This is a genomic window from Phenylobacterium sp. P4_E10, assembly GCF_056401675.1.
The window spans coordinates 148,542-160,682 of record NZ_JBFUIW010000008.1 but is presented as its reverse complement, the minus strand read 5'-3'; the positions used below and the strand labels follow the sequence as shown (position 1 = coordinate 160,682).

General features: G+C 68.0%; 14 protein-coding genes. 11 read left to right on the top strand and 3 right to left on the bottom strand.

The window, feature by feature from the left end; all coding sequences use genetic code 11:
* Window positions 1-45: 45 nt before the first annotated feature.
* On the bottom strand, window positions 46-750 hold the full coding sequence (gene mtgA / locus AC1DQJ_RS11705; RefSeq protein ID WP_477603406.1) for a monofunctional biosynthetic peptidoglycan transglycosylase: 705 nt from the start codon (window positions 748-750) through the stop codon (window positions 46-48).
* A gap of 83 nt (window positions 751-833) precedes the next feature.
* Between mtgA and AC1DQJ_RS11700 the strand changes: the two genes are divergently transcribed.
* Window positions 834-1,496 carry a nitroreductase gene (locus AC1DQJ_RS11700; RefSeq protein WP_477603404.1) on the top strand — a complete coding sequence of 221 codons (663 nt, stop codon included), beginning with the start codon at window positions 834-836 and terminating at the stop codon, window positions 1,494-1,496.
* On the opposite strand, the gene AC1DQJ_RS11695 is transcribed toward AC1DQJ_RS11700, so the two are convergent.
* The gene (locus AC1DQJ_RS11695) at window positions 1,493-2,470 is read right to left on the bottom strand and encodes a WD40 repeat domain-containing protein (protein ID WP_477603403.1); all 978 of its coding nucleotides are present in this window, start codon (window positions 2,468-2,470) and stop codon (window positions 1,493-1,495) included. The genes AC1DQJ_RS11700 and AC1DQJ_RS11695 overlap by 4 nt on opposite strands.
* Window positions 2,471-2,676: 206 nt before the next feature.
* Between AC1DQJ_RS11695 and AC1DQJ_RS11690 the strand changes: the two genes are divergently transcribed.
* Window positions 2,677-3,108, top strand: coding sequence for a biopolymer transporter ExbD (locus AC1DQJ_RS11690; protein WP_477603401.1), 432 nt, complete (start codon window positions 2,677-2,679; stop codon window positions 3,106-3,108).
* 116 nt (window positions 3,109-3,224) lie between these two features.
* Here AC1DQJ_RS11690 and AC1DQJ_RS11685 read toward each other — a convergent pair whose 3' ends face one another.
* Window positions 3,225-4,298: a CobW family GTP-binding protein gene (locus tag AC1DQJ_RS11685; protein WP_477603399.1), complete on the bottom strand. Its 1,074-nt coding sequence runs from the start codon at window positions 4,296-4,298 to the stop codon at window positions 3,225-3,227.
* A gap of 209 nt (window positions 4,299-4,507) precedes the next feature.
* Here AC1DQJ_RS11685 and dmeF point away from each other — a divergent pair, with 209 nt between their 5' ends.
* The 9 genes from dmeF to rsfS all read left to right on the top strand — a co-directional run bounded on the left by dmeF (window position 4,508) and on the right by rsfS (window position 12,045).
* Window positions 4,508-5,425 carry a CDF family Co(II)/Ni(II) efflux transporter DmeF gene (gene dmeF, locus AC1DQJ_RS11680; RefSeq protein ID WP_477603397.1) on the top strand — a complete coding sequence of 306 codons (918 nt, stop codon included), beginning with the start codon at window positions 4,508-4,510 and terminating at the stop codon, window positions 5,423-5,425.
* Window positions 5,426-5,518: 93 nt separating this feature from the next.
* Window positions 5,519-6,034: a 50S ribosomal protein L21 gene (rplU, locus tag AC1DQJ_RS11675; protein ID WP_477603395.1), complete on the top strand. Its 516-nt coding sequence runs from the start codon at window positions 5,519-5,521 to the stop codon at window positions 6,032-6,034.
* Between the two features lie 25 nt (window positions 6,035-6,059).
* A complete protein-coding gene (rpmA, locus tag AC1DQJ_RS11670; RefSeq protein WP_477603393.1) occupies window positions 6,060-6,326 on the top strand; it encodes a 50S ribosomal protein L27 in 267 nt (88 codons plus the stop codon).
* A gap of 131 nt (window positions 6,327-6,457) precedes the next feature.
* Window positions 6,458-6,994 (top strand): GNAT family N-acetyltransferase, encoded by a 537-nt coding sequence (locus AC1DQJ_RS11665; RefSeq protein WP_477603391.1) that lies wholly within the window; start codon window positions 6,458-6,460, stop codon window positions 6,992-6,994.
* A gap of 79 nt (window positions 6,995-7,073) precedes the next feature.
* Window positions 7,074-8,123, top strand: a complete 1,050-nt coding sequence (gene obgE, locus AC1DQJ_RS11660) for a GTPase ObgE (RefSeq protein ID WP_477603389.1) — start codon at window positions 7,074-7,076, stop codon at window positions 8,121-8,123.
* Window positions 8,120-9,244 carry a glutamate 5-kinase gene (gene proB / locus AC1DQJ_RS11655; RefSeq protein WP_477603387.1) on the top strand — a complete coding sequence of 375 codons (1,125 nt, stop codon included), beginning with the start codon at window positions 8,120-8,122 and terminating at the stop codon, window positions 9,242-9,244. Before obgE ends, proB begins: the two co-directional genes overlap by 4 nt.
* A 73-nt stretch (window positions 9,245-9,317) precedes the next feature.
* Window positions 9,318-10,877 carry an aldehyde dehydrogenase family protein gene (locus tag AC1DQJ_RS11650; RefSeq protein WP_477603385.1) on the top strand — a complete coding sequence of 520 codons (1,560 nt, stop codon included), beginning with the start codon at window positions 9,318-9,320 and terminating at the stop codon, window positions 10,875-10,877.
* 15 nt (window positions 10,878-10,892) lie between these two features.
* Window positions 10,893-11,552 carry a nicotinate-nucleotide adenylyltransferase gene (locus AC1DQJ_RS11645; protein ID WP_477603383.1) on the top strand — a complete coding sequence of 220 codons (660 nt, stop codon included), beginning with the start codon at window positions 10,893-10,895 and terminating at the stop codon, window positions 11,550-11,552.
* A gap of 79 nt (window positions 11,553-11,631) precedes the next feature.
* Window positions 11,632-12,045: a ribosome silencing factor gene (rsfS, locus tag AC1DQJ_RS11640; RefSeq protein WP_477603513.1), complete on the top strand. Its 414-nt coding sequence runs from the start codon at window positions 11,632-11,634 to the stop codon at window positions 12,043-12,045.
* Window positions 12,046-12,141: the final 96 nt, after the last annotated feature.

Here is a 12,141-nt window from a genome sequence, read left to right as displayed (position 1 = left end):
ACTTATTTCTCGTTGGGCGGCATTTGAGGGCAGAACAGTGTTTGGTCAACCCAAAACGCAGGAGGCCATGCCCTCACGATTGATGGTTCCCGCAGCTTTTGTGATCTTGCCGGAGCGCCGCTTGACGTAGGGGCCCGGCTTGGCGGCCTTCCATTTCAACGGGCTAGGCAGGATCGCCGCCAGGCGGGCGGCCTGGGCGGGACTGAGCTTGTCGGCGCTGACGCCGAAATTCTTCCGGGCCGCCGCCTCGGCCCCATAGACGCCGGGCCCCCACTCCACGGAGTTGAGGTAGACCTCCATGATCCGCGGCTTGCCCCAGATCACTTCGATCAGAGCGGTGAAATAGGCCTCCAACCCCTTGCGGACATAGGAGCGCCCCGGCCACAGAAAGATGTTCTTGGCGGTCTGCTGGCTGATGGTCGAACCGCCCCGCAGCTTGCGGCCCTTGGCGTTGCTCTCGAACGCCTTCTCCATGGCGGTGAAGTCGAAGCCGCTGTGCTGGCAGAACTTGGCGTCCTCGGCGGCGATCACCGCCCGCACCAGCCGCGGGGAGATGTCGTCGAGCGAGCGCCAATGACGCTCGAAGCCGCGCCCCTCGAACACCCGCTGGACCATCAGCCAGGTGATCGGCGGCGGCACGAAACGATAGATGGCGGTGACCAGCACCGGACCGACTAGGCCGAACACCAGCACCAATACCAGCAGGCCGCGCAGCAGCCGACCGAAGAACCCTTTGGACGCCTTGGCCAAGTCCCTTGCCCTTCCCCAACGGCTAGGTGTTAGCGATGCTGCGGCCGAGGTTTCCGGTCAAGCCGCCGCAAGGACGCAATCTGTTGAACGTTTCCGACGCCGTCGCCGCCCGGGTTTCGATCCGCGCCTTCAAACCCGAGGCGCCACCCGCCGCCACGATCCGTGAGATCCTCGAGATCGCCGCCCGCGCGCCGTCCGGCGGCAACCTTCAGCCCTGGCGGGTCTTCGCCCTGGCCGGCGAGCCGCTGGCGGAATTGAAGCGCCAGGTGGCCGCCAATCCGTTCGGCGAGGAGCCGGAGTACGACGTCTATCCGCCCAACCTCTGGGACCCGTTCCGCACCCGCCGCTTCCAGAACGGCGAGGACCTCTATGCGAGCATCGGCATCCCGCGCGAAGACAAGCCGGCCCGACTGCGCCAGCTGGCCAAGAACGGCGAATTGTTCGGCGCGCCCGTCGGACTGTTCTTCTGCCTCGACCGCAAGCTCGGCCCGCCCCAGTGGTCGGACGTGGGCATGTACATGCAGACCGTGATGTTGCTGGCCATCGAGCGCGGCCTCGACACCTGCGCGCAGGAGTACTGGGCCCGCTATCCGCAGACCCTCGGCAGGCTGCTGGGCCTGCCGGACGATCACATAGTGTTCTCGGGCATGGCGCTCGGCTGGCGCGACGAGAGCGCGCCGATCAACACTCTGCGCTCGGCCCGCGACCCGTTCGAGGTCTGGGGCGAACTGCGCGGCTTTGACTAGCTGTCGTCTTCGACCTCGGTCACTCCGGCGGCCCCGTCCTCGTCGCCCCAGGCCACCCGCTTGCCGTCCGTGGTCATCGCCAGGGCGCTGATGGCCGCGCCTTTCTCCGACTTGAGGCGCACCATGCGCTGGCGAGCCGGGTCGCTGGCCCACACCCGGCCATCGTCTAGACCGGCGCAAACCCACGGGCCGCCCGGCATGCCATCCACTCGTACGACCATGGCGCTCTCGTCGAAGCCGATCTCCGAGGCCTGCTTGCCCATCGGACCGGTGGCGCCGACAAACGGCCAGGCCACGAGGCCGTTGGCGCCCGAGGTAATCAGCAACTGCCCCTTGGCGACGAAGGACAGGCTTTTGACCTTCACCGGGTAGCCGCCCATGCGCAGGTTCTTTTCGTCGGCGACGCGCCAGCCGTGCAGCGCGTTCTCCTGCATGGCCGACATCAGGAACTTGCCGTCAGGGCTGAAGGCCAGGCCGACATGGCTGCCGGCCCACTTCAGGACATAGGGCTTCTGCTCGGCGATCTTGGCGTACCAGAGCCAGGCGCCGTTATAGGTGGCCGCCGCGACCCGGCGGCCCTTCGGTTCGAAGGCGACGTCGGCCACCGACTTCTCGTGCACGAAGACGCGGGCGAAGGCCGGGTCGCCGGCGTCACGCACGTGCAGTTCCTTGCCGGCCGCGAAAGCGATCAGCTTGGACTCCGGCGAGGCGTCCACCGAGTCGATCCAGCGGCCTGGGATCTTGGCGATCTCGCTGGCGCCCGAGGTCCGCGACCACACGACGCGGCCATCGTCGCCGCCGGTGATCAGGCCCTCCCCGCTGGGGTGCAGGCAGGCGCAGAGGATCGCGCCGTCGTGCGCCTCGATCGTCTCGCCCGACTCGAAGCGGACCGTCCCGTCGCCGAGGGCGAAAACGGCCTTCCCGTCCTTACTGAACAGGGCGGAGGTGACATAGGCGTCGAACTGGAAAGTCATGGCGGGGGTCATACCTGCCTAACGCCGGTCTTGGCGAGAGGCGGAATCGCCTGGATTCAAGCCCGGCAAACAGGCGCCTAGCAAAGCCCGCCCACTGATGCGCGAGAGTCCGCAGGTTCGGGCTTTACAATCGCATTTTGTTTAGCGATGGGTGGTGCTGACTGTGCAGCGGCCCCAGAGTAGGGGCCCTAGGGAAGGAAATTCATATGGGTGCGAAGCTGGGCGGCGGGGGCGGCGGCAAGTTCGACCTCGGCCAAAACAGCGACATCAACGTCACGCCCTTCGTGGACGTGATGCTGGTGCTCCTCATCATCTTCATGGTGTCGATCCCCGCGGCGACGGTGTCGATTAAGCTCGACCTGCCGCCGGCGGTTCCGCCGCCTCCGGGTGCGAAGGTCGAAGAGCCGACGCTGATCAACGTTCAGCAAGGCGGCAAGGTGTTCATCGGCGACGTGCCGACCACCCTGGAAACCCTGCCGGCCGATCTGACCCGCATCCTGAACAAGCCGGAACCGACCGAAGAGCGCGTCTATATCCGCGCTGACCGGACCGTTCGCTACGCTGACTTCATGGCTGTGATGAACACCCTGCAGGGCAACGGCTTCTTCCAAGTCGCCCTGATCAACGAAGAGCTCTAAGCAGCGCTTCGGACCAATAGAAAGGCCCGCCCAGGGAAACCCAGGCGGGCCTTTTCTTTTGCGCGTCGTCCATCAGCCAATCGGCTGACAGCTCCCCCCGGAGGGGGAGCCCTGGCCTAGGCCGCGCAGGCCTCGAAGCCTTCGCGCAGCTTGGCCTCATCGAGATTGCGGCCAATGAACACCAGGCGGCTGTAGCGCCTGTCGCCGTCCTTCCATTGCCCTTGGAAGTCGCCTTCCAGGATCATGTGCACGGCCTGGAACACCAGACGGCGGTCCTCGCCCTGGACATCGAGGATGCCCTTGGCGCGCAGGATGTCAGGACCCTGGTCCTGCAACACCTGGTTCAGCCAGTTGGTTACCCGTTGCCCGTGGATCGGCTTGTCGAGCGTGAGCGAGACGCCGCGAATGCCCGCTGCCGCCGCATGGTCCTGATGATCATGGTCGTGGTGACCGTGGTCATGATCGCCGTGGTGATGATGATGGTCGTGATCATGGTCGCAGTCCTCGTCGTGAACGTGGCCCGGTTCGCCGTGGGCGGGATTTAGGAATTCCGGCTGCACCTCGGTGATGCGGGCCAGGTCGAAGCTGCCGCGGCCGAGAATCGCCTCGAGCGGCACCTGGGAGCGTTGGGTGCGGTGGATCGGCGCCAGCGGATTAAGCCGGCGGATCGCCGCCTCGACGCTGCGCAGTTCGTCCTCGGTGACGAGGTCGGTCTTGTTCAGCACGATCTGGTCGGCGAAGGCGATCTGTTCGACCGCTTCCCGGGAATCGGCCAGCCGCAGCGGCAAGTGCTTGGCGTCGACCACGGCGGTGACGCTGTCGAGCTGGGTCTTGGCCTTGACGTCGTCGTCGACGAAGAAGGTCTGCGCGACCGGGCCGGGGTCGGCCAGGCCGGTGGTCTCGACGATGATCGCGTCGAACTTGCCCTTGCGCTTCATCAGCCCGGACAGGACGCGGATCAGGTCGCCGCGAACCGTGCAGCAGACGCAGCCGTTGTTCATCTCGAAGACTTCTTCGTCGGCCCCGACGATGAGGTCGTTGTCGATGCCGACTTCGCCGAACTCGTTGACGATGACGGCGTACTTCTTGCCGTGGTCCTCGGTCAGGATGCGGTTCAAGAGGGTGGTCTTGCCGGCGCCAAGGTAGCCGGTGAGCACGGTGACGGGTGTCTTGTCGGTCATGGACGTCATCTAGTCATTGATCGCGGCCAAGGGAACAGCCTGCGGCCTTCCACCGCTTGACCATTATATGGTGTTATCGAATAACGCCGCGCCCGAGCCGTTCTCGGCCGGAAACGGCTCCGTCTAGCTTAGAGCGTGCCGGCCGCCGAACCGGCGACCACTCCGGCCCCACGCTTTCCGATCATCGCTGTGCCAAGCGCCGCTATATAAGAGACCTTGTGACCGCCTCAGCGCCCGACCGCCAAGGACCGATGGACGCCTTCCGGGGCGATCGCGTCTATCTGGGCGCCGACCATGCGCGCAACGAGCGGCGCACCTGGATCGTGGCGGCGATTTGCGTCCTCACCCTCGCCGCCCAGTTGGTCGGCGGCGTCCTCTTCAATTCCATGGCCCTGATCGCCAACGGCCTGCATATGGGCGCGCACGTCGCGGCCCTGGGCGTGGCGGCCGGCGCCTACCGGATGGCGCGGCGACTGGCGCTGGATTCCCGGTTCGCGTTCGGCACCGGGAAGCTGGGATACCTGGCCGGCTTCGCGAACGCCGCGGTGATGGCGGTCAGCGCCGTGCTGGTGGCGATCGAGAGCGGTCGCCACCTGCTGTCGCACTCGCCCGTAGCCTATGGCGGGGCGCTCGTTCTGGCCGGCGTCGCCTTGTTGGTGAACCTGATCTGCATGTGGCTGCTGCGGCCGCTGCACAATCACGCGCACGACCAGGAGGGCGATCTCAACCTCACCGCCGCCCACCTGCATCTGGCCGGAGACGCAGCGATCTCGGCGCTGGCGATTCTCGGACTGGGGCTCGGGTGGATGTTCGGTTGGACTTGGGCCGACCCGCTGGCGGGTCTGGCCGGCGCCGTCCTGCTCGGCCACTTCGCCTGGCGCCTGCTGTCGCAGACTGGCGGCGTCCTCCTCGACTTCAATCCCTCGCCCGAACTCACCGCCGAAATCCGCCGGCGGATGGAAGCCGAGGGCGAGCGACTGCTCGACCTGCACCTCTGGCGGCTGGGCCCGGGACACCACGCGGCGATCCTGGTCGTGGAGTCTCCCGAGCCCCAGGCGGCCGAGGCTTATCGCGCCCGTCTGGCCGGACTACCCGGATTGAGTCATGTGACCGTGGAAACACGGCGAGCGCGTTGACTCTGACGGGTCGCTCTGTATAAGTCCGCGCCTCTCGCCCGCGGGCTATCTCGCGGGCGCAATCCATTTTGCTATAGTCCTAAGGCGCCAACGATGTACGCGGTGATCAAAACCGGCGGAAAGCAGTACCGGGTTCAAGCCGGTGACCTGCTGGTCGTCGAAAAGCTCGACGGTGAACCGGGTGCGGAAGTCGCGTTCGGCGACGTCCTCCTGCTCGGCGACGGCGAGGCCGTGACGATCGGCGCTCCGCTGGTCGACGGCGCGAAAGTCTCCGCCACCCTGATCGAAACCCGCAAGGGTGAGAAGCTGAAGATCTTCAAGAAGATCCGCCGCCAGGGCTATCGCCGCACCCGCGGTCACCGCCAGTCGGAAACCGTGCTGCGCGTGACCTCGATCGCCGGCGCCGGCAAGACCACCAAGTGGGACGGCACTGTCGACCTGACCCCGAAGGCCCTGCTGGACGCTCGCGCCCGCAACCTGAAGAACGTGGTCGCCGAGCTCGAGGCCTCCGCCGCTCCGGCCGCCGCGCCGAAGAAGGCCGCGAAGGCCGAAGGTGAAACCAAGGCTGCGCCGAAGAAGGCCGCCGCCAAGAAGTCCGACGCCGAGTAAGGCGCTAGAGAAGTAGGAGAGAGCTATGGCTCACAAAAAATCTGGCGGCTCTTCGCGCAACGGTCGCGACTCGGCTGGCCGCCGCCTCGGCGTCAAAAAGTTCGGTGGTGAAGCTGTCGTCGGCGGCAACATCATCGTGCGCCAACGCGGCACCAAGTTCTTCCCGGGCGACAACGTCGGCATCGGTAAGGACCACACCCTCTTCGCCACCGCCGCCGGCGCCGTGAAGTTCATCACCAAGCGTGATGACCGCACGTACGTGAACGTGGTTGTGGCCCAAGCGGCTGAATAATCAGGCGAACCTCTTGAAACCGGGTTCGCCGTAAGGCGGACCGGGCAGGAAGCTTCCGAGGGGGAGTCCGGACCGCCGGACTCCCCCTCTTGCTTTCTGAAATGGCCCCGGAGAGGGCTGGGAGGTCACCGATGTGCGCTATCGAACTGGAGCCCGTCATCGCGACGCAGCGGCTGCGGCTGCGCAAGGGCCGCAAGGCCGACGCGGCCAAGATCGCCGACTACGCCAACGACTTCGACATCGCTCGAATGACCACGGGCATGCCCTATCCCTACGGCGTGGACCACGCCGAGGGCTTCCTCGAGAAGGCCGGTGACGCCGATCCTGCGCGTGAGGCCGTCTTCGTCATCGACCATCCGCAACACGGCCCGATCGGCGTGCTCGGCTTCGACTCGAGAGACGGCGGCGAGCTCGAGATCGGCTACTGGGTCGCCCGCCCCCACTGGGGCAAGGGCTACGCAACCGAGGCGGCCAAGGGCGCGCTGGTCTGGGCGCATCGGAACTGGGGCCGGCGCTACATGCACGCGGGCCACTTCGCCGACAACCCGGCTTCCGGCCAGGTGCTGTGCAAGGCCGGCTTCCTTTACACCGGCGATATCGAGCTCCGCGCCTCGGTCGCCAGGGGCGGCCAGGCGACCCCGACCCGCATGATGGTCTGGCTGGCCTGAGGCCACAGTTGAGACGAATCGAAGCGCTCCGCCGGCCGCAAGGCTCGACGGGGCGCTTCCCATGCTACAAAAGGCCCCGATGAAGTTTCTCGACCAGTGCAAGATCTATATCCGCTCCGGAAACGGCGGCGGCGGCGCTGTGTCGTTCCGGCGCGAGAAGTACATCGAGTACGGCGGCCCTGACGGCGGCGATGGCGGCCGCGGCGGCGACGTCTGGATCGAGGCGGTCGACGGCCTCAACACCCTGATCGACTACCGCTACCAGCAGCACTTCAAGGCCGGCACCGGCATCCACGGCATGGGCCGCAACCGCCACGGCGCGGCCGGTGACGACGTGGTGCTCCGGGTCCCGGTCGGCACCGAGATCCTCGACGAGGACAAGGAAACCCTGATCGCCGACATGGACCAGGCCGGCAAGCGCATCCTGCTGGCCAAGGGCGGCAACGGCGGCTGGGGCAACGACCGCTTCAAGGGTCCGATCAACCAGGCCCCGCGCCACGCCAATCCTGGCCAGGAGGGCGAAGAGCGCTGGATCTGGCTGCGACTGAAGCTGATCGCCGATGTCGGCCTGGTCGGGCTGCCCAACGCCGGCAAGTCCACCTTCCTGGCCGCCGCCAGCGCAGCCAAGCCGAAGATCGCCGATTATCCGTTCACGACGCTCGCTCCGAACCTCGGCATGGTCGACCTCTCGCCCAGCGAGCGGTTCGTGCTGGCCGACATTCCCGGCCTGATCGAGGGCGCCTCCGAAGGCGCAGGCCTGGGCACCCGGTTCCTCGGCCACGTGGAGCGCACCGCTGTGCTGATCCACCTGGTCGACGCCACCCAGACCGACGTGGTCGAGGCCTGGCGCACCGTGCGCGGGGAGCTCGAAGCCTATGGCGATGAGCTGGGCGACAAGACCGAGATCCTCGCCCTCAACAAGATCGACGCCCTCGACGACAGCGTCATCGAGATGCAGCGCGAGGCGCTTGAAGAAGCCGTCGGGTCTACGGTCCGTCTGGTCTCCGGCGTCTCCGGGCAGGGCGTCGTCGAGCTGCTGCGCGAGGCCTATAGCCTGGTCCGTGACCGCAAGGCGCAGATCGCGGCCGAAGAAGCCCAGGAAATCGGCGGGACGGGCTGGGAGCCGTGAGCGAGCTCACCAGCGCCAAGCGGGTCGTCGTCAAGGTCGGCTCGGCCCTGGTGGCCGGCGAGGCGGGCCCTGACTCAGCCTGGCTGTCGGCCTTCGCCGCCGACGTCGCCCGCCTGCGGGCCCGCGGCCAGCAGGTGCTGGTGGTCTCCTCCGGCGCTGTGGCGCTCGGCCGCCGTCGCTTGGCGATGGGTCGTCGCAAGCTGACCCTTCCCGAGAAGCAGGCCTGCGCCGCCGCCGGCCAGTCGGCGTTGATGCGGGCCTGGGAAGAAGCGCTGGAGCCACACGGCGTGTCCGCCGCCCAGGTGCTGATCACCCGCGACGACACCGAGATCCGCCGACGCTGGCTGAACGCCCACGCCACCCTCTCGACCCTGCTGGCGCTCGGCGTCACCCCGGTGGTCAACGAGAACGACACTGTGGTCACCGAAGAGATCCGCTACGGCGACAACGACCGCCTGGCTGCCCGTGTCGCGCAGATGATCGGCGCGGAGGCGCTGGTGCTGCTGTCCGACATCGACGGGCTCTACACCGCCGATCCGCGCAGCAATCCGGCCGCCGAGCACCTGCCGCGCATCGCACGCCTGACCCCCGAGATCGAGGCCATGGCGGGCGGCGCCAACGCTTCTGCCGGGGTCGGCACCGGCGGTATGGCGACCAAGATCATGGCCGCCCGCATCGCCCAGTCGGCCGGCTGCGCCACTATCATCACCCTGGGCCGCCGCCCCGCCCCGCTCGCCGCCATCGAGGCCGGCGAGAAGGCGACGGTGATCGAGCCCTCGGTTTCCGTCGCCGCCGCCTACAAGGCCTGGATCGCCGGGTCGCTGGCGACCGCCGGCGCGATGATTATCGACGACGGCGCCGCCCGGGCGTTGGCCACCGGCAAGAGTTTGTTGCCGGCCGGAGTGCGCGCGGTCGAGGGCCGGTTCGACAAGGGCGACGCCGTCGCCGTGCTCGACGAAGCCGGCCGCGAGATCGGCCGCGGCATCGCCCGCTACGACTCGGCCGACGCCGAGAAGATCCGGGGCCTGAAGTCGGACGCCATCGAGGCAGCGCTGGGCTTCAGCTACGGGCCGATGATCCACGCCGACGATCTGGCGCTGTCGGATCGGGCCCTGGCCTGACGCCGACGACGACGTATTTGCGACGGGCTCCAAAGGAGCCTACTAAGCCTCAAACTGAGCATTAGGGCGCGTGATGGACGACGCGGCGGCGAGAACGAAGGCGCAGGTAAGCGCGGGCAAGCTGGAGACTCTGGTCGCCGGCATGCCGATTCCGTTCGGCGGCGACCGCGTGGCGTTCGTCCCGCAAGCCCTGGCCGACGCCTTCCGACCCGGCGACCAGCTGGTCGTGGTCCAGGACAGCGGCGACCTGCTGCACGTCCCCGCGGCTGTCCAGGCCATCGCCGCCGGCGCCGTCGGCCGCGCCCATGAGGCGTTCGGCAAGCTGGCTGGCGTCAGCGACGCCGCCATCACCAAATTCTTCAAGGTCTTCGCCGCCCACCTGGCCGATGACGGGGCCTGGGGCGCGATCGCCAAGGCCAACGCGGAAGACGTCGCCCGGGCTCAGGCCCGCGGCCGCTCGACCACCCGCCTGGCGGTGAACGAGGCGATGCGCGCCGACATGATCGCCGGTCTGCAGGTGTGGCGCGATGCGCCGGCCGGACGCGGCCGCATGGTCGAGCGGGTCGAGCACCAGGGCTGGGCCGTCGAGCAGGTCGCCGCCCCGCTTGGCGTGGTCGGCTTCATCTTCGAGGGCCGTCCGAACGTCTTCGCCGACGCCACCGGCGTGCTGCGCACCGGCAACACCGTCGTCTTCCGGATCGGCTCCGACGCGCTGGGCACCGCCCGCGCCATCGTCGAGCACGCCCTGGATCCGGCCCTGGAGGCCGCCGGCCTGCCGCCCGGATCCGCCGCCCTCGTCGACAGTCCCGAGCACGCCGCCGGCTGGGCGATGTTCTCCGATCGCCGCCTGGCGCTGGCCGTGGCCCGTGGATCCGGCCCCGCCGTCGCCCAACTGGGCGCCATCGCCCGCCAGGCCGGCGTCCCGGTCAGCCTGCACGGCACGGGCGGCGCATGGATGGTGGCCGACGCCAGCGCCGACGCCGATCGCTTCAGGGCCTGCGTCTACCACTCGCTCGACCGCAAGGTCTGCAACACGCTCAATGTCTGCGCCATCGTCCGCGAGCGGGCGGGGGACCTGGTTCCGGCCTTCCTGGAGGCGCTCGACTTGGCCGGCGAGCGTCGCCGCCATGTGAAGCTGCACGTGGTCGAAGGCTCGCAGGACGGCATTCCGCAGGCTTGGCGCGAGGCCCGGGTTGTGGTCGGCCGCGCTCAGGGCGAGGTCGAAGAGCCCAAGGTCGAGTTGCTGCCCCAAGCCGAGCTCGCCCGCGAATGGGAATGGGAAGACACCCCCGAGTTGACCCTCGTCATTGTCGACAGCCTCGATGAGGCGGTCGCCCTGTTCAACCAATACAGCCCGCAGTTCGCCGCCGCCCTGATCGCCGAGGACACGCAGGCGCACGAGCGCTTCTACGCCGCGATCAACGCGCCCTTCGTCGGCGACGGCTTCACCCGCTGGGTGGACGGCCAGTTCGCCCTCGACCGGCCCGAGCTTGGCCTCTCCAATTGGGAGAACGGCCGGCTGTTCGCCCGCGGCGGCGTGCTGTCGGGCGACGGTGTGTTCACGGTTCGCGCCCGCGTGCGTCAGAGCGACCGGAACCTCGACCGCAATCCCGCGACGGCGAAGACGCTTTGATCGCACGGAGGTCCCATGTGGGTCGCCGGCGCGGCTAGGCGTCGACCGGTGGCGGGCCGCCAGCAGGCCCTGCGGCTTGGCTTCAACCTGGAGCCGGGCATGCGCGTCGGCCTCTATGGCGGCTCGTTCAATCCGGCCCACGAGGGCCACGCCCACGTCGCCGAAACCGCCCGCCGCCGCCTGGGCCTCGACCGGGTGATCTGGCTGGTCTCGCCCCAAAACCCGCTGAAGCCCACGCACGAGACCGCCAGCCTCGAGGAGCGGATGGACGGCGCCCGACGCTTCGCCCGCGGCCGCAGCATGATCGTCAGCGACGCCGAGACCCGCTTCGGATCGCAGTACACGGTCGATACCATCCGCGCGCTCAAGGCCCGCTTCCCGGGCGTGCAGTTCGTCTGGATCATGGGCGCCGACAGCCTAGCCAGCTTCCACCGCTGGCGCGGCTGGACGCAGATCATGGCCGAGGTCCCCGTCGCGGTCGTCTCAAGGCCCTGGATCTCGCTGAAGAGCCGCTCGGCGCCGGCCGCGAGGCGTTTCACCCATGCCCGCGTGCCGATCCAGCAAGCCAAGCTGTTGCCCGCAACCAGCCCGCCGCGTTGGGTTTTCCTCACCGGGCCGCTGAACTTCCAGTCGTCCACGGTCCTGCGCGAGCGCATGCGACGAGGACGCACTTGAAGACTTTGTGACCTTGGGCTGACCGCAGCGGCCTGACGTGCTATGTCTCTCCTAGCGAGGCAACAAAGGAGCGACCCCGCTGAGCCCTGACCCTGCGCCTAGCGCGCACGAAGCCCCGGTTTCCGCGGTTTCTTCCGACCCCGATGCGAGTATCGCCGCACTCGGAGAATTGATCCTGCAACGCCTCGACGATGATAAGGCGCAGGACGTCGTATTCATCGACCTGAAAGGCAAGAGCGCCGTCGCCGACGCATTGATTGTCGCGTCCGGCCGCTCGCACCGTCACGTCGGCGCCATGGCCGATCACCTGCTGCGCACCCTCAAGGAGCACGGCCACGGCAAGGCGCGGGTCGAAGGCCTGCCGCACTGCGACTGGGTGCTGATCGACACCGGCGACGTGATCATCCACCTGTTCCGGCCCGAAGTCCGCCAGTTCTACAACATCGAGAAAATCTGGTCGGTCGACGCGCCGCACCGGACCCAGGCTAGCTGAGCTTTATGAGACTTCGGATCCTCCCCCGACGGGGGAGGTCGATCGCTGCACGGCAGCGAGACGGAGGGGGCCTGCGGCGCAGGTCAATGTCCCCCT